Here is a 21,672-nt window from a genome sequence, read left to right as displayed (position 1 = left end):
CACTAGATATCCCCACGTGACCAGCGAACTGTCCTCCATCATCGATTTCATCCGCTACGGCGCCAGCCGTTTCTCGGCCGCCGGCCTGACCTTCGGGCATAGCCACGACAATCCGATCGACGAAGCCACGCACCTGGTCCTGGCTGCGCTGCACCTGCCGCCCGACCTGCCGCCGGCCTATGGCGCGGGCAAGCTGGTGGCCGACGAGAAGGCGAAGATCCTCGCCCTCATCGAAAAACGCATCGACGAGCGCGTGCCGGTGGCCTACCTGGTGGGCGAAACCTGGTTCGCCGGCCTGAAGTTCAAGAGCGACCGCCGCGCCCTGGTGCCGCGCTCGCCCATCGCCGAACTGATCGAAAGCGGCTTCACCCCGTGGCTTGACGACCGCCACGTCGAGCGCGCGCTCGACCTGTGCACCGGCTCGGGCTGCATCGGCATCGCCATGGCCGAGTACAACCCGCACTGGCAGGTGGACATCGTCGACGTCAGTGACGACGCACTGTCCCTGGCCAACGAAAACATCGTGTACCAGCACGTGGAAGGCCGTGTCCGTGCCGTCAAGTCCGACCTCTTCGCGGGCGTGAAGGGCGAGGTCTACGACCTCATCGTGTCCAACCCGCCCTACGTCACGAATGACGAATATGCCGCCATGCCGGCCGAATACAGCCATGAACCGGTCCTCGGCCTGACATCCGGCGATGATGGACTGGACATCACCCTGCGCATCCTCGACGAAGCGGCCGATCATCTCTCCGAAGACGGCCTGCTCATCGTCGAGGTGGGTGACAGCGAACATGCACTGGTCAACCTGCTGCCCCGCGTGCCGTTTGTCTGGCTGGAGTTCAAGGTAGGCCCCATGGGCATCTTCGCGCTGGAACGGCGCGACCTGGTGGCCCACGCCAACGAGATCGCCGCGGCACGCGCCGCAAGAAACTGAACATTTCACCGGAAGTACCGTGTCCTCCAATACGTTCGGCAAGCTTCTTTCCGTCACCACCTTCGGTGAAAGCCACGGCCCCGCGATCGGCTGTGTGATCGATGGCTGCCCGCCCGGCCTCCCGCTGGAGGCCGGCGAGTTCCGTGCCGATCTCGAGCGTCGTGCCACGGGGCGCTCGCGGCATACGTCGCAGCGCCGCGAGGCCGACGACATCGAGATCCTCTCGGGAGTCTACGAGGGCGTCACCACCGGTACGCCCATCGCGCTGCTCATTCGTAACACCGATGCGCGCTCGAAGGACTACGGCAACATCCTCGATACGTTCCGCCCCGGGCACGCCGACTACACCTACTGGCGCAAGTACGGCATCCGTGATCCTCGGGGCGGCGGTCGTTCCTCCGCACGCGAAACCACGATGCGGGTTGCCGCGGGCGTCGTCGCCAGGAAGTGGCTGGCCCAGCGATATGGCGTGATCGTGCAGGGCCACGTCAGCCAGATCGGTGACGTGCAGCCGCGCGGTTTCGATGCCGCTGCCATCGAGGGCAATCCGTTCTTCTGGCCCTGGGCCGAACAGGTGCCCGAGCTGGAAACCTATATGGATGCCCTGCGCAAGTCGGGCGATTCGGTGGGGGCGCGGGTGACCGTGGTGGCTGACAACGTGCCGGCCGGCTGGGGCGAGCCCATCTACGGCAAGCTCGACGGCGAGATTGCCGCCGCGATGATGTCGATCAACGCCGTCAAGGGCGTGGAGATTGGCGATGGCTTTGCCGCCGTCGCCCAGCGCGGTACCACGCATCGCGACGAGATCACTGCCGATGGCTTTCTCTCGAACCATGCCGGCGGCATCCTGGGCGGCATCGCCACGGGACAACCCGTGGTGGTGTCCATGGCCTTCAAGCCCACCTCCAGCATCCTGGTGCCGGGTCGCAGTGTCGACCGGGCAGGGCAGCCGACCGAGGTGGTGACCAAGGGCCGCCACGATCCCTGCGTCGGTATCCGTGCCGTGCCCATCGCCGAGGCCATGCTGGCCCTGGTGCTGATGGACCAAGCGCTGCGCCATCGCGCCCAGTGTGGCGACGTGGGCGAAGTGCCTCCGATGATTCCGTCCGCACCGGAAGGGGGCCCGCGATGAGCAAGCCGAAGGTCTGGGTATCGCGGCCGTTCTTCCCCGATATCGTCGACCGCCTGCGCGAGCATTTCGACGTGCGTGCCGAGGCGGAAGATCGCCCCTTCAGCCCAGCCGAACTCACCGAGCGCCTCGCCGATGCCGACGCCGCCATCGTCGGCCTGGTGGACCGCATCGATGCCGACGCCCTGGCGAAAGCGCCGAAGCTGCGCTTCGTCGCCAATCTCGGCGTGGGCTACAACAACCTCGACCTCGATGCCCTCACGGCCCGCGGGGTCGGTGCGTCGAACACCCCTGACGTACTCAACGAGACCGTGGCCGACTATGCCTGGGCGCTGATGCTCGCCGCTGCCCGCCGGGTGGGCGAGGCCGAACGCTGGCTGCGCGATGGCCAGTGGAAGGGCTCGCGCTTCGAGGGCTGGCTGGGGGCCGACGTGCACGGCAAGACCATCGGCATCCTCGGCATGGGCCGCATCGGCCAGGCCATCGCGCGCCGCGCCATGGGCTTCCGCGCTAAGGTGATCTACCACAACCGTTCGCGGCTGGACGCGGCCATCGAGCAGGAATGCGCCGCCACTTATGTGGACAAGGCCACATTGCTGGCCCAGGCCGATCACCTGATCCTCGTGCTGCCGTTCACTCCGGCCAATCGCCATACCATCGGCGAGGCCGAGCTGAGGGCCATGAAGCCCACGGCCACGCTCACCAATATCGCCCGTGGCGGCATCGTCGACGATGCCGCGCTGGCCCGGGCACTGGCCGATGGCGTGATCGCCTCGGCGGCGCTCGACGTGTTCGAGGGCGAGCCCCAGGTTCATCCGGACCTGCTCAAACTCGGAAATATCGTCCTTAGTCCGCACATCGCAAGCGCAAGTCGCGACACACGTCGCGATATGGCTTCGCTGGCTGTGGACAATGTGCTGGCGGCGTTCGGGCATGGTCCTCACGCCGGTCGGCCACCCACGATTCTCAACCCGGGTGTGCTGGCCGACGCCAGCTGACCCTCTACCCACGCCAACAAGAGCGAAGATGAGCAAGAAGACGAGTTACAAGGTGGCCATGGTGGGTGCGACCGGCGCGGTCGGTGAAACCCTCCTTTCGATCCTCGCCGAGCGGGACTTCCCGATCAGCGAACTGATTCCCCTGGCGAGCGAGCGCTCGGCGGGCGGAACGGTCGATTTCGCCGGAAAACCTTGTGTCGTCAAAGACCTGGCCAAATTCGACTTCGCCGACGTGGATATCGCCTTCTTCTCGGCCGGCGGTTCGGTCAGCCGTGAGCATGCTCCGCGCGCGGCGGCTGCCGGTGCCGTGGTGATCGACAACACCTCCGAGTACCGCTACCAGGACGACATCCCGCTGGTGGTCTCCGAGGTGAACCCGCACGCCATCGCCGACTACACGGTGCGCGGCATCATCGCCAACCCCAACTGCTCCACGATGCAGATGCTGGTGGCGCTGGCACCGATCCATCGCGAGGCGGGTATCGAGCGCATCAACGTCGCCACCTATCAGTCGGTGTCGGGCGCCGGGCGCAGCGGCCTGGAAGAACTGGGCAAGCAGACGGCCCAGATGCTCAACTTCCAGGAAGTCGAGTCGGCCAAGTTCCCGAAGCAGATCGCCTTCAACGTGATCCCGCACATCGACGACTTCCAGGCCAACGGCTACACCAAGGAAGAAATGAAGATGGTCTGGGAGACCCGGAAGATCCTGGAGGATGCCTCCATCCAGGTGAACCCCACGGCCGTGCGCGTGCCGGTGTTCTACGGCCACGCCGAGGCGGTGCACATCGAAACTCGCGACAAGATCACGGCCGAGCGCGCCCGCGAACTGCTGGAGCAGGCCGAGGGCGTGGTGGTAATCGACGAGCGCAAGGCCGGCGGCTATCCCACGCCGGTGACCGACGCCGCAGGCAAGGACCCCGTATTCGTGGGCCGCATCCGCGAGGACATCTCCCACGACAAGGGCCTCGATCTGTGGGTTGTCTCGGACAACATCCGCAAGGGTGCTGCCCTGAACGCCGTGCAGATCGCGGAAATCCTCGTGAGGGATTACCTGTAATGAAGTGCGCCGCCCTTGCCGGAATGCTCCTGATCGCGTTCGCCCCCACGGCGGGCGCGCATCAGGCCTCGTTGAAAGCGAAGGCGGCGAAAGCCGAGGCGGCGGCCCAGGCCGCCGCCGCTCGCGAGAAACAGAAACTCGAAGACTCCCGCGGCCAGGCCGCTACCGAGGGAGCAAAAGTTGAAAAGCTGAAGACCAGGGTCGACGCGCTGGAGGCGAACTCGCACGCAACCAGCAAGGCGCTGGACGAGCGCGATCGCAAGATCGCCGATCTCCAGCGACAGCTGGATGCGAAGCAGCATCCATGAAGCACCCCGGGCCGCTCCGGCCGGGTCAGTATCGGGGCGTGTACGGGCCTCGCGAACGACTTAACGTTGTCTCGTAAACCCCCGTGGCCGCTATTGTTAGTTGTTGCTGGGGTGCGTACAGTGGCGCCTTCGCGGTGACCCGCCCGACGAAGGCGCGCCGCCAGCACGGGTATTTGTTCGGGGGAAGCGATTAATGAACCGCACACTCAAACTGTCCATCATGCTGGCGCTTGCCACCGGCAGTGGCCATGTACTGGCACAGAACCTCGGGCCGGCGCAGGTGCGCTCGACCATGGATCAACCGCTGGTCGCCGAGATTCCGCTGACCGGCGTTTCCGGCAACACCGACGACATCCATGTCGCCCTGGCGTCGGAGGAAGCATTCTCCCGTGCCGGACTGAATCGCGAGGGCCTGCCGGTCGCGCTGAGCTTCGCCGTGGCGAAGAATGCCGCCGGTCAACCGGTGGTCCGCGTCACCAGCAGCGCGCCGGTGCGTGACACCTATCTCGACTTCCTCGTCGAAGTAGGCAGCGGCAACAACAAGGTGATCCGCGAGGTCACCATGCTGCTCGATCCCCCGGGCAGTACGCCGTCGGCACCCACGGCCAGCGCCGCCCCGGGGCCGCGTCCATCGCGCACCTCCGATGTGCCGGCGCGCGTGCCATCGGCTGCCGAGCCGACACCTTCCCGTGCGGAGGCTGCTCCCCGTCCTGTCGCGGAGCCCCGTCCCCAGGTCGCCGCTGCGCCGAAACAGCACGCCGCCGCCCCGAAGGCCGCCGCTGCGGCGTCGGGCCAGGTCGGCCCGGTGCAGCGCGGACAGACGCTGTCGTCCATCGCCCGCGAGAACGCAGGCGGTGGCGACCTGAACCAGGTGATGGTGGCCTTGCTGAAGGCCAATCCCGATGCCTTCTATCGCGACAACATCAATGCGCTGAAGACCGGTGCCGTCCTGCGTATTCCGTCGCCCGACGACATCAAGGCCCAGTCGGTGGCGGCCGCGCTCACCGAAGTGCGCCGCCAGAATGCCGATTGGCGTGCGGGTACGGCCCGTGCGCCGGCCGTGGTGGCCGATGGCGCCGCTACGGGTGCCGCACAGGGCGGCAAGAACAAGCCTGCGGCAGCCAATGACCGCCTCGCCCTGGTCCCGTCGAAGGACGGTGGCGAAGCCGCTTCCAGCCGTGCCGGCACAAAGGGTGGCACGGGCGATGCCCAGGTCGCCGGTCTCAAGCAGGACCTCGCCAGCTCGCAGGAGGCCGTGGCCTCGTTGCGCCAGCAGGGTGAGGAACTGAAGTCGCGCGTGACGGATCTCGAAGCGATCCAGAGCAAGAACGAGCGCCTGATCAGCCTGAAGGACGCCGAGATCGCCGAGCTCCAGCGCAAGCTGGGCGAATCGAACAAGGCGGGGGGCCAGCCGGTGACGGCGGCGGCACCTGCGCAGCCCGCTTCCACTCCGGCGGCAGCTCCCGCCGCCGCATCCACGGCCAAGACAGCCCAGGCCGTTGCGGCCGCGACGCCGGCCACGCCGGCCTCGGCCAAGGCACCCGCCACGCCGTCGCCGGCACCTGTCGCCGCAGCGCCGGGTGCCACGAAACCTGCTGCTACCGTCAAGCCAGCGGCCACGCCGGCGCCGGTGGAAGAAGATCCCTGGTATCTCCAGCCCTGGGCGTGGGGCGGTGGCGGCGTTGCGGTGTTGTTGCTTCTGCTGGCAGCCGTATTCGGCCGCCGCAAGAAGGCGGAGCCTGCGCCCGTGGCCAGCGGATTCGCGGGCGATTCGCTCGCCGACCGTTTCCCTGACGAGCCGATGATCAACGGCCTTGACGGCATCGACCCGGACCAGCGCGAGATCCTCGACGCCCTGGCCGAGCACCCGGATGACATCGGCCTGCATCTGGAACTGGTGAGCCTGTACTACGGACGCCGCGATGCCGAGCATTTCGAAGGCGCGGCAGAAGCCATGTTCGCGCACGTGGCCGACCCCGAGCAGCACGAGTGGCAGGAAGTACTCGGCATGGGTCGCGAGCTGGCGCCGACGCATCCGCTGTTCGGTGGCGAGCCCACGGACGAGGTCGACGAGTACGGCCACGACACCTATACCGCCTCGTCCACGCACCATCCGGACGATATCGCGGCGCTGGAAGAGTTCGACCTGGGCAACTACGTCACCGGCCCGGAAGACTCTGAAGCCGCGCCGCAGCCGCAAAAGCACAGCGAATATCACTTCAATTTCGACCTGTCGCCGGTACAGCGCGAAGAGGCGGAACATCGCCCGAATGCGCCTGACGTGTTCGACGTGGATGCGCCGGCCTCGCCCTATGCCGAGCCGCACACCCCGGCTGCGACGAGCAGCTTTGGCGACCTGCTCGCGGAAGAAACCCTGCGCGAGCCGGAGCGTCCGTCCTGGTCGTTCGACGACGAACTGCCGCCGGCCCATGCGGACACCACCCATGAAGGCTCCGTTGCACCGCATACATCGGAGCCGGATTTCGACGAATGGAAGATGGACGAGCCGAAGGCCGACGTATCGAAAGCCGAAGCGCCGTCGTTCGACCTGCCGAAGTTCGACGAGCCCAGCTTCGACGAGCCGAAGTTCCATGAGCCAAACCCGCTGGACAGCTTCAGCGACGATCCGGTGGATACCAAGCTCGACCTGGCCCGCGCCTATCTCGACATGGGCGACGCCGAAGGTGCCCGCCTGATGCTCGACGAAGTGCTGGCCGAAGGCTCGCAGATGCAGCAGGACACCGCGCGCCGGATTCTTGCCGACATCGTCTGATCCCAACGGCGCCTGACCCACGAAACGCCCCGCCTTGCGCGGGGCGTTTCGTTTCTGCCGACAGTTGAAGGGCGGGGCGACTACGACGATGGCACTACTCATTGCGAACGGTTCGCATTATCGTATGCGTCATTCAATCGTTCCCAGGGAATCCGCCCATGCACACCCTGCCAGCACGGCGCCGCCTCGGCGTCGCCTTGGCCCTTGCGCTTTGCGCCGGCCACGCCTCTGCCGCCGATGACCAGGACAAGAGCCGCACGCTCGACGCCGTGGTGGTAAAGGGCACCATCCTTGGCGCATCGCGCAGCGAAGACGTGAAGCACTACGCAGGCAGCCGTCAGGTCATCGCCAGGGACACGCTCGACAACGGCGCCAATCGCTCTCTCGACGATGCCCTGCAGCGCGTGCCCGGCGTGAAGATCTTCGACGAGACCGGTACCGGTGCGTTGCCGCAGATTGCGCTGCGTGGCCTTTACGAGAGCCGCAGCGGCCGCGTGCAGGCCCTGCTGGATGGCATTCCACTCTCGCTGGCGCCCTACGGCCAGACCAGCCTGTCGCTGTTCCCCGTCACCCTGAACCAGATCGACCGCGTCGATATCGTCCGCGGTGGTGCAGCCGTGCAGTACGGCCCCAATAACGTGGGCGGCGTCATCAACCTGGTGAGCAAGCCGATTCCCGAACGCTGGACCTCCGTGCTGGGCGAGCGCATCACCGCCTATGGTCGCGGCCAGATGCTGCGCGATACCTCGTTCTCCAGCGGAGGTTACCTCAGCCCCAACTTCGGCATGCAGGTGGATGCCGACTGGCAGAAGGGCGAGTACTTCCGCCAGCACAGTGCCACCAACGTAAAGAACGTGCGCCTGCGCACCGAATGGTGGCTGTCGGAAGACAAGGTGCTGAAGGCCGACATACAGCGCTATGTCGCCAACATGGACCTTGCCGGCGCGCTTTCGGTGCCGGACTACCTGCGTGATCCCCGTCAGGCCACGCGTCCGCTCGATCGCTTCAAGGGCACCACGACGCGCGCCTCGGTCACCTACGAGCAGGACCTCGGCAACTGGTGGATCTTCGACAACTCGCAGTTCACCTGGACCAACTTCAGCACCGACAGCGAGCGCAACTTCATCGTGGGCATGCGCCGCGCACAAACGGAAACCTGGCGCGACGACCTGCCGCCGCAGCTGTTGCAGAGCGCGCCGCGCGGTTTCAAGGTCTACGGCACGCAGCCGCAGTTCAACCTGCACATGGAAAACGGCGGCGTCACCCAGCAGTGGACGGTGGGCGCGCGTGCGGTCCGCGAGGACGTCGACTTCATCGTGGGCAACACGGGCCTGGACAACGGCGCCTACACCCTGGTGCGCGACTGGGGTTTCAAGGATCGCGCCTGGGCTGGCTATGTCAGCAACGCCATCGGCTTCATGGATGATCGCTTCGTCGTGACGCCGGGCGTGCGCTACGAGCACCTGGATGCCACCTACCGCAACCGCGCCAATGGCACCTCGTTCGAGAACAACGTGCGCAACTGGCTGCCGGGCCTGACCCTGGGCTACAAGGCTTCCGACAAGTGGTACGTCTACGCGGACGCCCAGCGTTCGCTGCGCGCACCACAGGTCACCCAGATCGTCTTCGGCGACAACCTCGATTCCGAGCTGGCGTGGAACTACGAACTGGGCGCGCGCTTCAACCCGACCTCGCGCACGATGATCCAGGCCGATGTCTATCGCATCGACTTCGACAAGCAGATCCAGCTCGACAACACCACGCGCACCTACGGCAACATCGGCAAGACGGTACACCAGGGTGTCGAGGCCAACATCGAGTGGTCGCCGGAGGCGCTCGATGGCCTGAAGCTCAACCTGGGGTATGCCTATCTCGACGCCAAGCAGAAGTCCGGGCAGTACGACGGCAAGCTGGTGCCCTACACCTCGCGTAACCAGATCACCCTGGGCGCGTCGTACACAGACGGCCCCACGGTCTACTCGCTGTCGAGCTACTACTTCAGCAAGGCCTACACCGACACGGCGAATACCAAGGCCGAAAACGCCATCGCCTCGGTAGGCCAGCTGCCGTCCTATGCGGTGTGGAACGCGCAGGTCACCCACACCTTCGCCACCTGGGGCACGTCGTCGCTGAAGGGCTCACTGGCCCTCAACAACATGTTCGACAAGAAGTACTGGTTCCGCGGCATCGACACCAGCCCCTGGGGGCGCCAGCCCGCGCCCAGCCGCAGCGTGACCCTGGGCGGCGAACTGACGTTCTAAACCCGTGCACGGATGCCATCACTCCGTGCACGGAATCGACACCCCTGTAGGAGCGCGCCTTGCGCGCGACAGCTTTTCGCGAAAACCGGTCGCGCGCAAGGCGCGCTCCTACAGGAGACAGGTAAACCCCAAAAAAAAGCGCCGCTCTCACGAGCGGCGCTTTTTATGTCATGAACCCTTACCTCAGCTATCGTCCCGCCAGCGCCGGAACCAGATGGCGCCACCGATCATCGCGATGCCTGCCAGTGCGCCGATCCATGCCGAAGGCTGGGCGAGTGCGCTGTAGTGGTAGGCGAGGTTGAACTTGCTGAGCGCACCGGCCGGGTCGTCGGAGTCGAGACCGGCAAGCCGGGAGGTTTCGCTGAGCCAGCCACCGGGGAGCAGGCTGCCGAGCAGGCGGGCGACCACGTAGTGCCAGTAGCTGTTGGTCAGGCCATGGAGGCCGGCCATCATGCTCATCCATGCCACGATCACACCGCTGCCCAGCGGAAGGGCGATGGCCCACAGGAACGGCTTGCTGCGTGCCCAGGCCGAGCAGAGCATCAGCCAACCCACGGTGGGCAGGGCCCAGATCGCATACAGCGGGATCAGCAGGATCAGGGTGCCGACCACCTTGAAGGGGTGGGCTTCCATCAGCAGCGGCCACAGGGAGAAGCCGTGATAGGTGCCGACCAGGGAGAACATCATCGCCAGCATCAGGCCGCTGATGACGCCCACCACCACGGCCACTGCTGGGGCAATCAGGATGGCGCTGACCAGCTTGGAAAGCACGGTGTCGGTGTCGGACAGCGGCAGCGACTTCCAGAACAGGATGCTGCGGTCGCGGCGGTCGTCGTACAACGAACCCAGGCAGTAGAAGAACACCACGATGGCGGTGACGACCAGCACCATCAACGTCACGCCGTAGAGCAGCCCGTCGATGACGGCACCGGCCTGTGCCAGGTCGGCACCTTCGTAGGCGCGGGAGAAGTTGGTGTGGAAGTTGCCGTCGCCAAAGCGCATGCGGGCTTCGCCGATGGCGATGAGCATGGCATTGATGACGAAAGTGACGATGCCGACCACGATGGGCGCGGTGATGAAGCCGCCCTTGTTCTCCCAGAACTCGCGCTTGACCAGCCAGTAGAAGGTTTTCATGCGTAGGTGCCCTTCATGGTGGCGACGAAGAGATCGCCGATCGACGGACGCCGGACTTCACCCAGGCGCTCCAGTTCGTGACGGCTGACGTTGTCGAACAGGAAGATGCTCTTGCCGAACACCTGGCGCTCGTCCATCGGATTCATCTGGCGGGCGCTGGGGGCCAGCTCGGCACTGACCAGCACCTCGATGAAGCGTTCGCCCACGGCGTCCATGTCGGCATCGAGCACGATCTTCCCGTCGCGGATGAACATGAGGTCGGTGAGGATGTGCTCGATCTCCTCGACCTGGTGCGTGGTGACCAGGATGGTCTTCTCCTCGTCGAAGTAATCTTCGAGTAGGGTCTGGTAGAACTGCTTGCGATAGAGGATGTCCAGGCCCAGCGTCGGTTCGTCCAGCACCAGCAATCTGGCGTCGATGGACATCACCAGGGCGAGGTGCAGCTGCACGATCATGCCCTTGGAAAGCTGTTTCACCTTCTGCCGCGGCTGGAGCTTGGTGCGCGCCAGGAAGGCGTCGCACTTGGCCCGGTCGAAACGGGGGTGGGTGTTGGCGACGAAGTCCACCGCATCGCCCACACGCAACCAGCGGGGCAGGACAGCCACATCGGCGATGAAGCAGACCTGCTCCATCAGCTTGTCGCGCTCCTTGCGCGGGTCCAGGCCCAGGACATTGAGCTGTCCGTCGAAGGTGGTAAGCCCGAGGATGGCCTTGAGGGCCGTGGTCTTGCCGGCGCCATTGGGGCCGATGAGGCCAACGATCCGTCCCGGACCGATCTCGAACGAGGCGCCGTCCAGGGCCAGCCCCGACTTGTAGCGCTTGCTCAGGCCATTGGCGGTGACGACCGCATTCATGACGGGTCCTTCGTGGGGCCATCGGCCTCACGCATCAGGGTTTTCAGGTCGAGGCCCATGCGCAGGAGGCGGGCGTACAGTGCCGGCCATTCCTCGCGCAGGAAGCGCTCCCTCTCACTCTTGAGCAGCGCCTCGCGCGCTCCATCGATCACGAACATGCCAAGACCCCTCCGTTTCTCAACCAGTTGTTCGTCGACCAGCTCCTGGTACGCCTTGGACACGGTGAGGGGGTTGATCTGGAAATCCCCCGCGACCTGGCGGACCGACGGCAGCGGGTCGCCTTCATTCAAGGCGCCGTCCAGGATCATGGCCACTACGCGTTCGCGCAGCTGGCGATAGATCGGGATGCTGTCGTTCCAGGTGATGGACATCTAATTCATTCCTTCGCCGATTGGCGCAGTGCGTTGCCAAACGAATAGTAGGGCATGCTCAGCTGTGCGCCGATAAGCGCTGCGGCACGATCTTCTGCGCTGCGCTTGATGGCGTCTGCCGCCGAGCCGAGCGAAGCCTCGGTGGCGAGCATGGCCTGGCGGACGTCGGCGTCCGTCGGGCGGACCGTCAACGACGGCAGGTCGGTGACCCGGATGCCGTTGACGTAGTGCGGTGCGGCGGTCATGGCGGCCACGCGGTCATCGAAGGAGCGCAGGGCGAACACGCTGGTCCCGGCGATCAGGATGGACGCGGACAGGGCGATGAGGTTCGGCGCTTTCATGGTTCTACGACTCCGATGACGTTCGGACAGGTGTCCGGATTTAGAGGGCCGCGACGCTGTCGGCGGTGCTGGCGTAGACGACGATGGGGGCCAGGTTCGTAACGCGGGTGCCGTTGATCTCGCTGAGCGGGGCGGCGGTGGTCGAGGTGCTGCTGAAGACCAGCAGGGCGGCCGTGGCGATGACGAAGGAGGCGGCCAGGGCGAGGTAGTTGGGGCGGTTCATGGCGTTCATGGTGTTTCTCCTCTAGTGAACTGGGTGACCGGTGTTGTAGTGAACTATAACACCAGATTTGTAGCCGTCAACGGGAATTTTGTGAATTTCCATATGACTTATGGCCTATGCCCGGCCGGGGTGTGCTGGTGAGGTAGCGATCCGGGCAGGCATGAGATGCACCGGTTTCGAAAAGGGTTTACACGCTCCGCACAGGGTTTTCTCACCCCCTGTAGGAGCGCGCCTCGCGCGCGACCGGGCATGGCAGGGCGCATCGCCATCTACCGGTCGCGCGAGGCGCGCTCCTACAAAAGCAAACGGCCGGCCCCGGTGGGGCCGGCCGTCGCCGGATCGGTCTCGCCGTGCGCCTTAGAGCTCGGCGCGGAACTCCACGCCGATGATGCGCGGGTCGTTCACGAAGGCCGTGCGGTTGTTGAAGTCGATACCGCCGGTGATCACGCGCTTGTTGGTGATGTTGCGACCATAGAGTGCGACCTCGCGCTTGCCGAAGTCCCAGTTGTAGCCGACGCGCAGGCCGCCTTCGAGGAAGGGCTTGCTGCGGAACTCTGCCGAGTCGTACAGGAAGAAGTTCACTTCGCTGCGGTAGTTCCAGTCGGTGTACACGAAGAACTCACCGCTTTCGCCGTAGGGAATGCCATAGCGGGCGGTCCAGGTACCGATCCACTTCGGTGCGTTCGGCAGCGGGTTGCCGTCGATGAGTGCATTGCCCGAGGCGTTCAGCGGATCGAGCACGGTGCAGCCGCCGCCGCACGGAGCCACCGCGAGATTGCGGTCCTTCAGCTCGGTGTGGTTGTAGCTGCCGCCGGCGGTCATGTAGAACTGCGGCGTCAGGTAGGCTTCGAGATCGAACTCGGCGCCGTAGCCTTCCGTCTTCTTCGCATTGATCAGCTGGGTGACATTGGTGGCACCACCCACAGCCGTGAGCTGCTGGTTATGCATGTTGTACTTGTAGATGTCGGCGTTGAAACGGATCTTGTTGTCTTCCGTCGTCGACTTGAAGCCCACCTCGTACGAGGTGATGGTTTCCGGCTTTGCCGTGGAGATGCTGTTGGCGAAGTTGATGCGGCCCTGCACGCTGGGTGCGCGGAAACCGTTGGCGATGCGGGCGTAGATGTTCGCGTTGTTCGAGAACTGCCAGGTGGCCGTCAGGTCGCCGCTCCAGCGCGCATCGACGGGATCCGAGGCGAGGGGACCCACCGGGCCGGTGAAGCCCAGGAAGCGCTGCGCCTTGAAGTCGCGCTTGTCGTGCGACCAGCGTGCACCGGCACGCACGTCGAAGGTGTCGGTGACGTTGTAGTCGGCCGAGCCGAACACGGCCCATGCCTTGGTGCGCTGGCTCTGGTTCACCCAGCCATTGAGCGCGTGGTTGTTGAGCGTGTCGTACGAATAGTTCGCGATGGCGATGTCTTCGTCGAAGTAGTACGTGCCCACCTGCCACTTCAGGCGGTCGGAGCTGTCGTTCGACAGGCGGAATTCCTGCGTGATCTGGCGATCCTTCGGCAGGGCATCGGCCGTCTCCGAATAGAACGGCGTGACGTAGCGGTTGCCGAGGCCGGCCTTGGCCGGGGTGCCGGAAGCGTCGTAGCCGCCGTCCACATCGCCCAGGCTGTAGGTGGTGGCGCGCTCGAGGCCCGTGATGGACGTGAAGTTGAGATCGCCGAAGTGCCAGTTCAGGTGGACGTTGCTGCCCCAGGTGAACAGGTGCTGCTTGTTGCGGCCGTCCTGGGCCACCTTGTCGCGATCGAAGCCGGACACGAACTGGTCGCTGCCCAGGGTGATGGCGTTGGCGCGATTGACCATGGCACTGCCGTCGAGCAGGCGGCCGTGCACGTTGATGAGGGCGTCGAAATCGTCCGAGGCCTTGTAAAGTGCCTGCAAACGCACGGCGCGGTCGTTGTAGCCGCCCAGGGCGTCATTCTTGCCGGTGTATTCGTTGTCGATCCAGCCATCGCGATGCTGGGCGATGGCGGAGACGCGGCCCGACCAGCTGGAGGTGAGCTTGCCGCCCAGGGCAGCTTCGGCGTTGGCCGTGCCGTATGAGCCATAGGAGACGCGGGCGTAGCCCTCGGTTTCCTGGGTGGGCTTGCGCGATTCGAACTTGATCACGCCGGCCGGGGAGTTGCGGCCGAACAGCGTGCCCTGCGGGCCGCGCAGCACTTCCACCTGGTCGAGATCGAACAGCGGGAAACCCTTGAGGATCGGGTTTTCCTGGACGATGTCGTCGTAGACCATCGAAACCGGCTGCGAAGCGTTGAGGTCGAAGTCGCTGTTGCCCAGGCCGCGGATATAGAAGCGGGGGAATTCGCGACCGTACGAGGTTTCGGCGTAGACGCTCGGCGCGCGCGAGGCGAGCTGGAGCACGCCGTCGCCGGCCTGTCCGAAGGCCTCGAGCTTCTCGCTCGTCACCACGGTCATCGAGATGGGCACCTTCTGGAGATCTTCGGTGCGCTTTTCGGCCGTCACGGTGACGGTCTGCAGCGTGGCCGTCTTGGCCGGGGCGCTGGAGGGCTGCGCGGGGGACGTGGCGTCCTGGGCGATGGCAGCGCCAGCGGACAGGGCCGTGGCGATGGACAGGGCAATGACGAGACGTCGCGGCGAGCGCGAGCTTGCGAGGGACATGGTTTTGGGTTCCGCCTGGGGGTGGTGCCTGGGTGAGAGTGCCTCGCCAAATCGCGGTCGAGCCGATCCCCTGGCGAGGGCGCGTCTGCCGCACATTATCGCTGTGACAGGGTGATGACGAAAGTGCTGCATTGCGCAAACCTTTGATCGGATTCGTCATAAACCCTGTCATATCACTGCAATCAGGGGTCGATAACTTGCCGGCCGGTTGGCAGGTTCTTGTCATTTATCGAAAGAAGACGACTGGATCGCCGACGTTTGAGTAATTTCTCACCCGAATCGGAGTTTCCGTCGCATGAAGAGATTTCCCCTGGCCGCCGCGTTCTGGACGATGTGCGGCACCGCCGCCGCGGAGGGCGAGCCACAGGCGGCCATCGAGCTGTACGTGGACACCACGACCCGGCAGATCTTTGCCGAGCCCGGTCCGGGCCGGCAGCGCCTGGGCCGTTTCGTGCAGGCGGGGGATGCGCCGGCTCAGGCTGCCGTGCAGGCGGCCCCGGCAGCGACGCAGGTGGCAACGGCTCCGGCCGTGGCGGCTGCGGCAAAGAGCAAGCCCTGGTACGAAAAACTCTCTATCCGCGGCTACGTGCAGATGCGCTACAACCAGGAAATCGGCGCGGGGGCGAAGGACCTGCGCTCACCGGGCGATCGTTTCATCGGACGGGAGCAGGGCTTCGGCATCCGCCGGGCGCGCGTGGTGATCAGTGGCGACGTCAGCGACCGGGTGTCGATCTATCTGCAACCCGACCTGGCCAGCACGCCCTCCGGCTCTACCACCACTCATTTCGCCCAGCTGCGCGATGCCTATGCCGATCTCTGGCTGGATGCCGACAAGGAATGGCGCATCCGCGCCGGCCAGTCGAAGATTCCGTTCGGCTGGGAAGACCTGCAATCGAGCCAGAATCGCATCGCGCTGGACCGCGCCGATGCACTCAACTCGGCCGTGCGCGATGAGCGAGACCTGGGCGTTTTCCTTTATTGGTCCCCGAAAGAGATCAAGGAGCGCTTTGCCTATCTGCAGAAGTCGGGCCTGAAAGGCTCGGGCGACTACGGCATGTTCGGTGTTGGTGTGTATAACGGGCAGGGCGCAAATCGTCCTGATCGCAACGACCAGCTGCACACGGTGGTGCACTTCAGCTACCCGTTCAAGTTTGCCAATGGGCAATACCTGGAGGTGGGCGCGGATGCATACGCAGGTCGCTACAAGGTGTCCACCGCGTCGATGACGATCGACGGGCGTAGCATCACGCCGGTGGTCGATGCGCCCGTGACAGGGTCTACTGATCGCCGCGTGGCGGCACATGTCATCTACTATCCGCAGCCTTTCGGTTTCCAGGCCGAATGGACGGTAGGCAAGGGGCCCCAGCTGGATATCGCGAATCGCAGCATCCGTACGCGCGCGTTGCGCGGTGGCTACGCGCAGGTGATGTACAAGTTCGACAGTGACAACGGCAGCTTCATTCCGTACGCGAAGTGGCAGACGTATCGCGGCGGGGCCAAGTTCGACACCAATGCACCGAAGATGTCGGTGGATGAGCTGGAGGCTGGCGTTGAGTGGCAGCCGTCGAATGCCGTGGAGCTGGCGGTGGCATTCGCCAATATGCGCCGCACGGACGTGGGATCGGCACCGTACCGGAAGATAGAAGGCAAGCTGCTTCGCGTGCAGTTGCAGGTGAATTACTGACGTCGTTCCTGTGAAAACAGGAACCCAGCACCCCAGTTCACCAGCACCGCGACGACGCTACATCGGCTTTGCGTAGGGGGTGCCCTCGCGACAACCCAGTGCCTCGCGCTGAGTTCCAGCTTTCGCTGGAACGACGGCTTCGGGTGGGGTTGTCGTTATCTTCCCTACTCGTCGTTCCTGTGAAAACAGGAACCCAGCGCCCCGGTTCACCAGCACTGTGATCACGCTGCATCGGCTTTGCGTAGGGGATGTCCTCGCGACAACCCAGTGCCTCGCGCTAGGTTCCAGCTTTCGCTGGAACGACGGCTTTGGGTGGGGTTGTCGTTATCTTCCCTACTCGTCGTTCCTGTGAAAACAGGAACCCAGCGCCCCGGTTCACCAGCACCGCGACCACGATGCATCGGCTCTCAACCGATGCAGCGCGTTACACGATCACTTCTTCTTCGGCGCCTTGGCAGCATCCGCAAGCGATTTCTCACGCACGGCCTTGAACTCGCTGCCATCCTTCCATACCGGCCACACATCGCTGTTGGCCAGCTTCTCGCCCAGCTTGTAAAAGGCAACCACGTTCTGCGTCACGCCAGTGAAGTCCCAGCGCATGTCGTAGACATCCGTCACCTGGTGATAGTGGTTCTTCACGTAATCCTCGGCCGCCGCTTCACCGGCTGCCTTGCCACCGTTCACCATATCGCTGCCGCCATTGGCGGCCAGTGCCGGCACGCCCGCCTTGGCGAAGTTGAAGTGATCCGAGCGGAAGTAATGGCCTTTCTCTGGCGTCGGATCGGCGCTCACCACGCGGCCATCGGCCTTGAGCACATCGGCGAACATGTCTTCCAGATCGCTCTGTCCACGACCGACCACTTCCATGTCCTTCGTCGGCCCGGTGACGGGCAGGGCGTCCATGTTGATGTCCGCCACGGTCTTCGCGAGCGGGAAGGGCGGATGGGCGACGTAGTACTTCGAACCCAGCAGACCGGACTCTTCCATCGTTACGGCAGCAAACACGACGGTGCGCTTCGGCTTGTCCTCGGCAAACTTACCTGCGATTTCCAGCAACGCGGCGATGCCCGTGCCGTTGTCGATGGCGCCGTTGTAGATCTGATGGCCCTTCAGTGCCGGGTCGTGACCCAGGTGATCCCAGTGGGCGGTATAGACCACGGCCTCGTCGGGCTTGTCTGTCCCCTTCACCATGCCGATCACGTTGTTGCTCAGCGAATGCGTGATGTTGCTATGCAGGGAGATGTTCGCCTTCGCATCCAGCGGTACGGCCTTGAAGCCACGCACATCGGCCTGTTTCGCCAGTTCGTCGAAGTTCTTGCCCGCCTTGGCGAACAGTCGCTGGGCAGCCTCATGGGTAAGCCAACCAGCCACGGGCAGGCGGGGTGCCGGGTCTTCGCTTTCGGGCAGGTCAAGGCGCGGCATGGTCCAGCCGCTCTGCACCACGTTCCAGCCGTAGGCGGCCGGGTCGGTCTGATGCACGATGAATACGGCAGCGGCTCCCTTGCGTGCGCCTTCCTCGAACTTGTAGGTCCAGCGGCCGTAGTAGGTCATCTCGCGGCCCTTGAACAGCTTCGGATCGTTGCCGTTCCAGCCCGGGTCGTTGACCAGCACGATCACCGTCTTACCCTTGACGTCGATGCTGTCGAAATCGTTCCACTGGGCTTCCGGCGCATCCACGCCGTACCCGGCGAACACGATGTCGGAATCCTTCAGCTCCACATCCGACTTCGCCTGGAGCGTGCCGGCGACCATATCCTTGCCAAAGGCGAAGGCCTCGGTGCCGCCGCCTTCGCTGACGTCGAGCTTGAGCGTGTCCTGCCCGGTCAGTTCGGTGGCGACGGCCGGAACGGTCTGCACCCACTCGCCCTTGTTGCCGGGCTGCAGGCCCATGCGCTTGAACTGTTCGATGATGTAGTTGGTGGTCAGGCGCTCCCCAAGGGTGCCCGGCTTGCGGCCGTCGTACTCGTCCGATGAGATAACCCTCAGATGAGCTGCGAAGTCACCGGCGGTGATCTCCGGGGTGAAGGTGTGCTGCTCGTTGGCTACCGCGGGAAGCGGCGGCGGGGGCGATGTAGACACTGGCGCGGGGCCCGGCGGGGCGGCCTTGGCCGGGGTGTTGTCGTCATGGGACTGGCAGCCGGCCAGGGTCAGGGCGGCAAGGCAGGCGAGTGCGAGGCGTCGCATCGGCAGGGCATTCCCTTCGTTTGTGGGTGGACACCGAGTGTAGCGATTGGGCGTGTCCTGTCACCCATGCCCCGGACGGGCGATAATGCACGGTTTTTCGCACCGGGAACCCCACATGCGCATCGGCATCGACTTTGGAACCAGCTATTCGGCGGCGGCCGCGGTGGTGGACGGGCAGCTTGAGCTGGTCCGCTTCGGCGAGGCGCGGCAGTTCCGCACGGCCGTGTTCTTCCCCGAGGTGGTGCCCGACGTGGACGACTTCGTGCTCACCCCCGCCCTGGAAGCCCAGGTGGAAGCCTTCATCCGCTCGACCCGAGCCGACGAGCGGCAGAACGGGCGCTCGCCGCGCCCTGACGGCACCCTGCGCCGCGACGCCATCCGCGTCGTACGGCGGCAGTGGATGGAAGAGCGCATCCGCGAGGCCTCGGGCTCGGTGGCCAGCTTCCAGGATGCCTTGTTCGGCGAGGAGGCCGTCGAGGCCTATCTCGAAGAGGGCACGGGCAACCTCATCGAATCCCCCAAGTCCATGTTCGGTTACCGGCTGGACCCCCGTGTGCGCAAGACCATCGTCAGCATCGCGGCCCATATCCTCGAGCACGTTCGCCTTGTGGCCACCCGCCAGTTCGGGACTCCGGTGCGATCGGCCGTGATCGGCCGGCCGGTCGAATTCCGCAGCTCCATGGGACCGGCAGGCGGCGAGCAGGCCCTGTCCATCCTGCGCGAGGCAGCCGGCGTGGCGGGTTTTGACGATGTGTCCTTCCTGGAAGAGCCGGCGGCAGCGGCCATGCACTACCACCTCTCGCTGGCGGAGCGGCAGCGCGCCCTGATCGTGGATATCGGCGGTGGTACCACCGACGTCGCCTACGCCGAGCTGGGCGCAGGCCAGCCCCCGGTCATGCGTCGCAGCTGGGGCCTGCCCCGGGGTGGCACCGATCTGGACGTGGGCATGAGCCTGCACGCCTTCATGCCGCTGTTCGGCAAGGATGCCGGAGCCGTGCCTGTGCACCATTTCGTGGAGGCGGCCAGTGTCCACAACCTCCCCAAGCAGCGTGAATTCCGCAAACAGGACTACCGCATGGTCGAAGAACCTTACGGTGCGCGCCTGCGCGCCCTGCAGGGCAGTGGCCAGACCACCCGCCTCAACCAGGCGGCCGAACGCATGAAGATCGATCTAAGTGGAAAGCCCTCGGCCAGCACCTCCCTCGAATTCATCGAGTCCGGACTGGCTGTTAATGCGGCTTCCGACGATTTTTTCGTGGCTTCGGAGGATTTTCTCGATCGAATTTCCAGGCTGCTGATTCAGGCCGGCGCGGATATTGAAGAGGCACCCTCGAGTATTTTCCTGACCGGAGGAACATCACGCTCGCCGCAGGTTCGCGACAGGGTGGCCGCAAGCTTCGAAGGCATCCCGGTGGTGCACGGAGACCCCTCGCTCGGCGTAGTATCCGGCCTTGCGCAGGCGGCACTTTTGCCAAATTCGTCAGATAGTTTCATCTGACGTTACGCGAAATCGGCATTTTCACAACGTACTGGCAATTCCTGCATTACATCGTTAGATATAAGCACGGGCGATTCGTGCCGGGAGCTAGCCGATCGCCCTATTTTGGGAGTATTTTCCAATAGCATGCAGGCTGGCGTGCTGGGACGTTTGTGGGGGGTAAATATGGGAGTGAGGTGCGTTCGGTTCAGGAAGGGCAACGAAAGGGGCGTTGCCGGGACAAAGCATCGCCACGTCGATACTGTCCCGCCGATGCGACAGTTGTTGAATAAGTTCCACACGGAGGTCCATGCATGAGCCGTCCATCCGATGTGCAGGGGTTGGAGGACTACGATCTGGTGACGCTGGGCGCTGCGCTCGGGGTCTGTGACGTCGACCTGCTTACCTTGAGTCCGGCACGTCCGCGTGCTGCCATCGCCACGAAGACCCATGACGGGGTCACCTACTTCAGTGCGCATATCGATTTCGACGTGCGCGGATCGCTTACCGTTCCCGACGATTCCTGCATGCTGGTCTACCTGCACGAAGCCGGTGAACGCAGCTGGTGCCAGGGCGTGGGCATCGAATCGGACATGGCCGTGACCCTGCTGAGGGGAACGCCCACCGATTTCATGTTCGAACGGGGCACGCGCTTCACCCTGGTGATTGCGCCTTACGCCCGGTTCCGCACGCGCTTCATGGCGTCGGACCACGCTGACGTCGATATGGCGGCGCAGCGGCTACGGTTGTTCTCGGTGCATTCCGAGCACCTGAAGCGGGCCTATCGCCAGATCCGTGACCGCGTGAACGAATCCGACGATACGGCCTTCGGCCCCGTCGAAGACCTGCTCGACGAGCACATCCGCGTGGCATTGGCCTCGTCGTCCGAGGAGAGGCCGGTGGCCTCCCGTGGTCGTCGTGCCCATTACCAGGTGATGCGCCGGGCAGAGCGGTTCATGCGGGCCAACCTGCGTCGCGACATCTACTCGCACGAGCTCTGCCAGGCGGCAGGCGCGAGCGAACGCGGATTGCGCTACGCCTTCGACGACCTGCTGGGCATTCCGCCCAATCGCTATCTCGCCATGCTTCGCCTGTGCACGGCTCACCGTAGCCTGATCACCGCGGAAGCCGGACGTCGTTCGGTGAAGTCGGTGGCGCTCAGCTGCGGCATGTGGGACCTCTCGCGCTTTGCCGAGAAGTACCGCAGCGTGTTCGGCGAGCAGCCGCGCGAAACGCTCACGCGCAGCGTGGCGGCCGAAGATCTCGCCGCGGCAGGCGAGGGAGGATATGACGGCTGGTGACCGTGATCGATT

At 64.7% G+C, this 21,672-nt stretch carries 17 protein-coding genes; 10 read left to right on the top strand and 7 right to left on the bottom strand.

Going from position 1 to position 21,672, the window contains the following annotated elements:
* Positions 1-16: 16 nt before the first annotated feature.
* The 7 genes from prmB (at position 17) to HBF25_RS11460 (ending at position 9,463) form a co-directional block, all read left to right on the top strand.
* Entirely contained in the window at positions 17-937 is a 921-nt protein-coding gene (gene prmB / locus HBF25_RS11490; protein ID WP_166948494.1) for a 50S ribosomal protein L3 N(5)-glutamine methyltransferase, read from the top strand.
* A 19-nt stretch (positions 938-956) separates the two neighbouring features.
* A complete protein-coding gene (gene aroC, locus HBF25_RS11485; protein ID WP_166948492.1) occupies positions 957-2,069 on the top strand; it encodes a chorismate synthase in 1,113 nt (370 codons plus the stop codon).
* Positions 2,066-3,064: a 2-hydroxyacid dehydrogenase gene (locus HBF25_RS11480; protein ID WP_166948490.1), complete on the top strand. Its 999-nt coding sequence runs from the start codon at positions 2,066-2,068 to the stop codon at positions 3,062-3,064. Before aroC ends, HBF25_RS11480 begins: the two co-directional genes overlap by 4 nt.
* Positions 3,065-3,092: 28 nt before the next feature.
* The gene (locus tag HBF25_RS11475) at positions 3,093-4,121 is read left to right on the top strand and encodes an aspartate-semialdehyde dehydrogenase (RefSeq protein ID WP_166948488.1); all 1,029 of its coding nucleotides are present in this window, start codon (positions 3,093-3,095) and stop codon (positions 4,119-4,121) included.
* The gene (locus HBF25_RS11470; RefSeq protein WP_166948482.1) at positions 4,121-4,429 is read left to right on the top strand and encodes a hypothetical protein; all 309 of its coding nucleotides are present in this window, start codon (positions 4,121-4,123) and stop codon (positions 4,427-4,429) included. The genes HBF25_RS11475 and HBF25_RS11470 overlap by 1 nt, the downstream gene beginning before the upstream one ends.
* Positions 4,430-4,622: 193 nt before the next feature.
* Entirely contained in the window at positions 4,623-7,202 is a 2,580-nt protein-coding gene (locus HBF25_RS22410; RefSeq protein ID WP_166948481.1) for a FimV/HubP family polar landmark protein, read from the top strand.
* Between the two features lie 158 nt (positions 7,203-7,360).
* Positions 7,361-9,463, top strand: a complete 2,103-nt coding sequence (locus HBF25_RS11460; RefSeq protein ID WP_166948479.1) for a TonB-dependent receptor family protein — start codon at positions 7,361-7,363, stop codon at positions 9,461-9,463.
* A gap of 183 nt (positions 9,464-9,646) precedes the next feature.
* On the opposite strand, the gene HBF25_RS11455 is transcribed toward HBF25_RS11460, so the two are convergent.
* The 6 genes from HBF25_RS11455 to HBF25_RS11430 form a co-directional block, all read right to left on the bottom strand.
* The gene (locus HBF25_RS11455; RefSeq protein WP_166948477.1) at positions 9,647-10,597 is read right to left on the bottom strand and encodes an ABC-2 transporter permease; all 951 of its coding nucleotides are present in this window, start codon (positions 10,595-10,597) and stop codon (positions 9,647-9,649) included.
* A complete protein-coding gene (locus HBF25_RS11450; protein ID WP_166948475.1) occupies positions 10,594-11,451 on the bottom strand; it encodes an ABC transporter ATP-binding protein in 858 nt (285 codons plus the stop codon). The genes HBF25_RS11455 and HBF25_RS11450 overlap by 4 nt, the downstream gene beginning before the upstream one ends.
* The gene (locus HBF25_RS11445; protein ID WP_166948473.1) at positions 11,448-11,822 is read right to left on the bottom strand and encodes a GntR family transcriptional regulator; all 375 of its coding nucleotides are present in this window, start codon (positions 11,820-11,822) and stop codon (positions 11,448-11,450) included. Before HBF25_RS11445 ends, HBF25_RS11450 begins: the two co-directional genes overlap by 4 nt.
* Positions 11,823-11,827: 5 nt before the next feature.
* Positions 11,828-12,163 (bottom strand): hypothetical protein, encoded by a 336-nt coding sequence (locus HBF25_RS11440; protein WP_166948471.1) that lies wholly within the window; start codon positions 12,161-12,163, stop codon positions 11,828-11,830.
* A 40-nt stretch (positions 12,164-12,203) separates the two neighbouring features.
* Entirely contained in the window at positions 12,204-12,395 is a 192-nt protein-coding gene (locus tag HBF25_RS11435; RefSeq protein WP_166948469.1) for a hypothetical protein, read from the bottom strand.
* Between the two features lie 348 nt (positions 12,396-12,743).
* Positions 12,744-15,014, bottom strand: coding sequence for a TonB-dependent receptor (locus tag HBF25_RS11430; RefSeq protein ID WP_166948467.1), 2,271 nt, complete (start codon positions 15,012-15,014; stop codon positions 12,744-12,746).
* Positions 15,015-15,309: 295 nt separating this feature from the next.
* Here HBF25_RS11430 and HBF25_RS11425 point away from each other — a divergent pair, with 295 nt between their 5' ends.
* Positions 15,310-16,698: a porin gene (locus tag HBF25_RS11425; RefSeq protein WP_166948465.1), complete on the top strand. Its 1,389-nt coding sequence runs from the start codon at positions 15,310-15,312 to the stop codon at positions 16,696-16,698.
* A 432-nt stretch (positions 16,699-17,130) separates the two neighbouring features.
* Here the strand turns inward: HBF25_RS11425 and HBF25_RS11420 are convergent, their stop codons facing one another.
* A complete protein-coding gene (locus HBF25_RS11420; protein ID WP_166948463.1) occupies positions 17,131-18,882 on the bottom strand; it encodes a M28 family metallopeptidase in 1,752 nt (583 codons plus the stop codon).
* Between the two features lie 115 nt (positions 18,883-18,997).
* Between HBF25_RS11420 and HBF25_RS11415 the strand changes: the two genes are divergently transcribed.
* Both HBF25_RS11415 and HBF25_RS11410 read left to right on the top strand, forming a co-directional pair.
* On the top strand, positions 18,998-20,380 hold the full coding sequence (locus HBF25_RS11415) for an Hsp70 family protein (RefSeq protein ID WP_166948461.1): 1,383 nt from the start codon (positions 18,998-19,000) through the stop codon (positions 20,378-20,380).
* 293 nt (positions 20,381-20,673) lie between these two features.
* Positions 20,674-21,660 carry a helix-turn-helix domain-containing protein gene (locus tag HBF25_RS11410; RefSeq protein WP_166948459.1) on the top strand — a complete coding sequence of 329 codons (987 nt, stop codon included), beginning with the start codon at positions 20,674-20,676 and terminating at the stop codon, positions 21,658-21,660.
* Positions 21,661-21,672 lie beyond the last annotated feature (12 nt).

The organism is Luteibacter anthropi, assembly GCF_011759365.1.
GTDB classification, from domain to species: Bacteria; Pseudomonadota; Gammaproteobacteria; order Xanthomonadales; family Rhodanobacteraceae; genus Luteibacter; species Luteibacter anthropi.
Note: the sequence above shows the minus strand (reverse complement) of the source record. Positions and strands in the feature narration are given on the sequence as shown.

Excerpts from the sequence above, each read along its gene's own strand:
- HBF25_RS11425 (WP_166948465.1), top strand. The coding sequence starts at position 15,310 with ATGAAGAGATTTCCCCTGGCCGCCGCGTTCTGGACGATGTGCGGCACC.
- HBF25_RS11410 (WP_166948459.1), top strand. The coding sequence starts at position 20,674 with ATGAGCCGTCCATCCGATGTGCAGGGGTTGGAGGACTACGATCTGGTG.
- HBF25_RS11415 (WP_166948461.1), top strand. The coding sequence starts at position 18,998 with ATGCGCATCGGCATCGACTTTGGAACCAGCTATTCGGCGGCGGCCGCG.
- HBF25_RS11460 (WP_166948479.1), top strand. The coding sequence starts at position 7,361 with ATGCACACCCTGCCAGCACGGCGCCGCCTCGGCGTCGCCTTGGCCCTT.
- HBF25_RS11475 (WP_166948488.1), top strand. The coding sequence starts at position 3,093 with ATGAGCAAGAAGACGAGTTACAAGGTGGCCATGGTGGGTGCGACCGGC.
- HBF25_RS11435 (WP_166948469.1), bottom strand. The coding sequence starts at position 12,395 with ATGAACGCCATGAACCGCCCCAACTACCTCGCCCTGGCCGCCTCCTTC.
- HBF25_RS11470 (WP_166948482.1), top strand. The coding sequence starts at position 4,121 with ATGAAGTGCGCCGCCCTTGCCGGAATGCTCCTGATCGCGTTCGCCCCC.
- HBF25_RS22410 (WP_166948481.1), top strand. The coding sequence starts at position 4,623 with ATGAACCGCACACTCAAACTGTCCATCATGCTGGCGCTTGCCACCGGC.
- HBF25_RS11420 (WP_166948463.1), bottom strand. The coding sequence starts at position 18,882 with ATGCGACGCCTCGCACTCGCCTGCCTTGCCGCCCTGACCCTGGCCGGC.
- HBF25_RS11445 (WP_166948473.1), bottom strand. The coding sequence starts at position 11,822 with ATGTCCATCACCTGGAACGACAGCATCCCGATCTATCGCCAGCTGCGC.
- HBF25_RS11440 (WP_166948471.1), bottom strand. The coding sequence starts at position 12,163 with ATGAAAGCGCCGAACCTCATCGCCCTGTCCGCGTCCATCCTGATCGCC.
- HBF25_RS11455 (WP_166948477.1), bottom strand. The coding sequence starts at position 10,597 with ATGAAAACCTTCTACTGGCTGGTCAAGCGCGAGTTCTGGGAGAACAAG.
- HBF25_RS11480 (WP_166948490.1), top strand. The coding sequence starts at position 2,066 with ATGAGCAAGCCGAAGGTCTGGGTATCGCGGCCGTTCTTCCCCGATATC.
- HBF25_RS11450 (WP_166948475.1), bottom strand. The coding sequence starts at position 11,451 with ATGAATGCGGTCGTCACCGCCAATGGCCTGAGCAAGCGCTACAAGTCG.
- HBF25_RS11430 (WP_166948467.1), bottom strand. The coding sequence starts at position 15,014 with ATGTCCCTCGCAAGCTCGCGCTCGCCGCGACGTCTCGTCATTGCCCTG.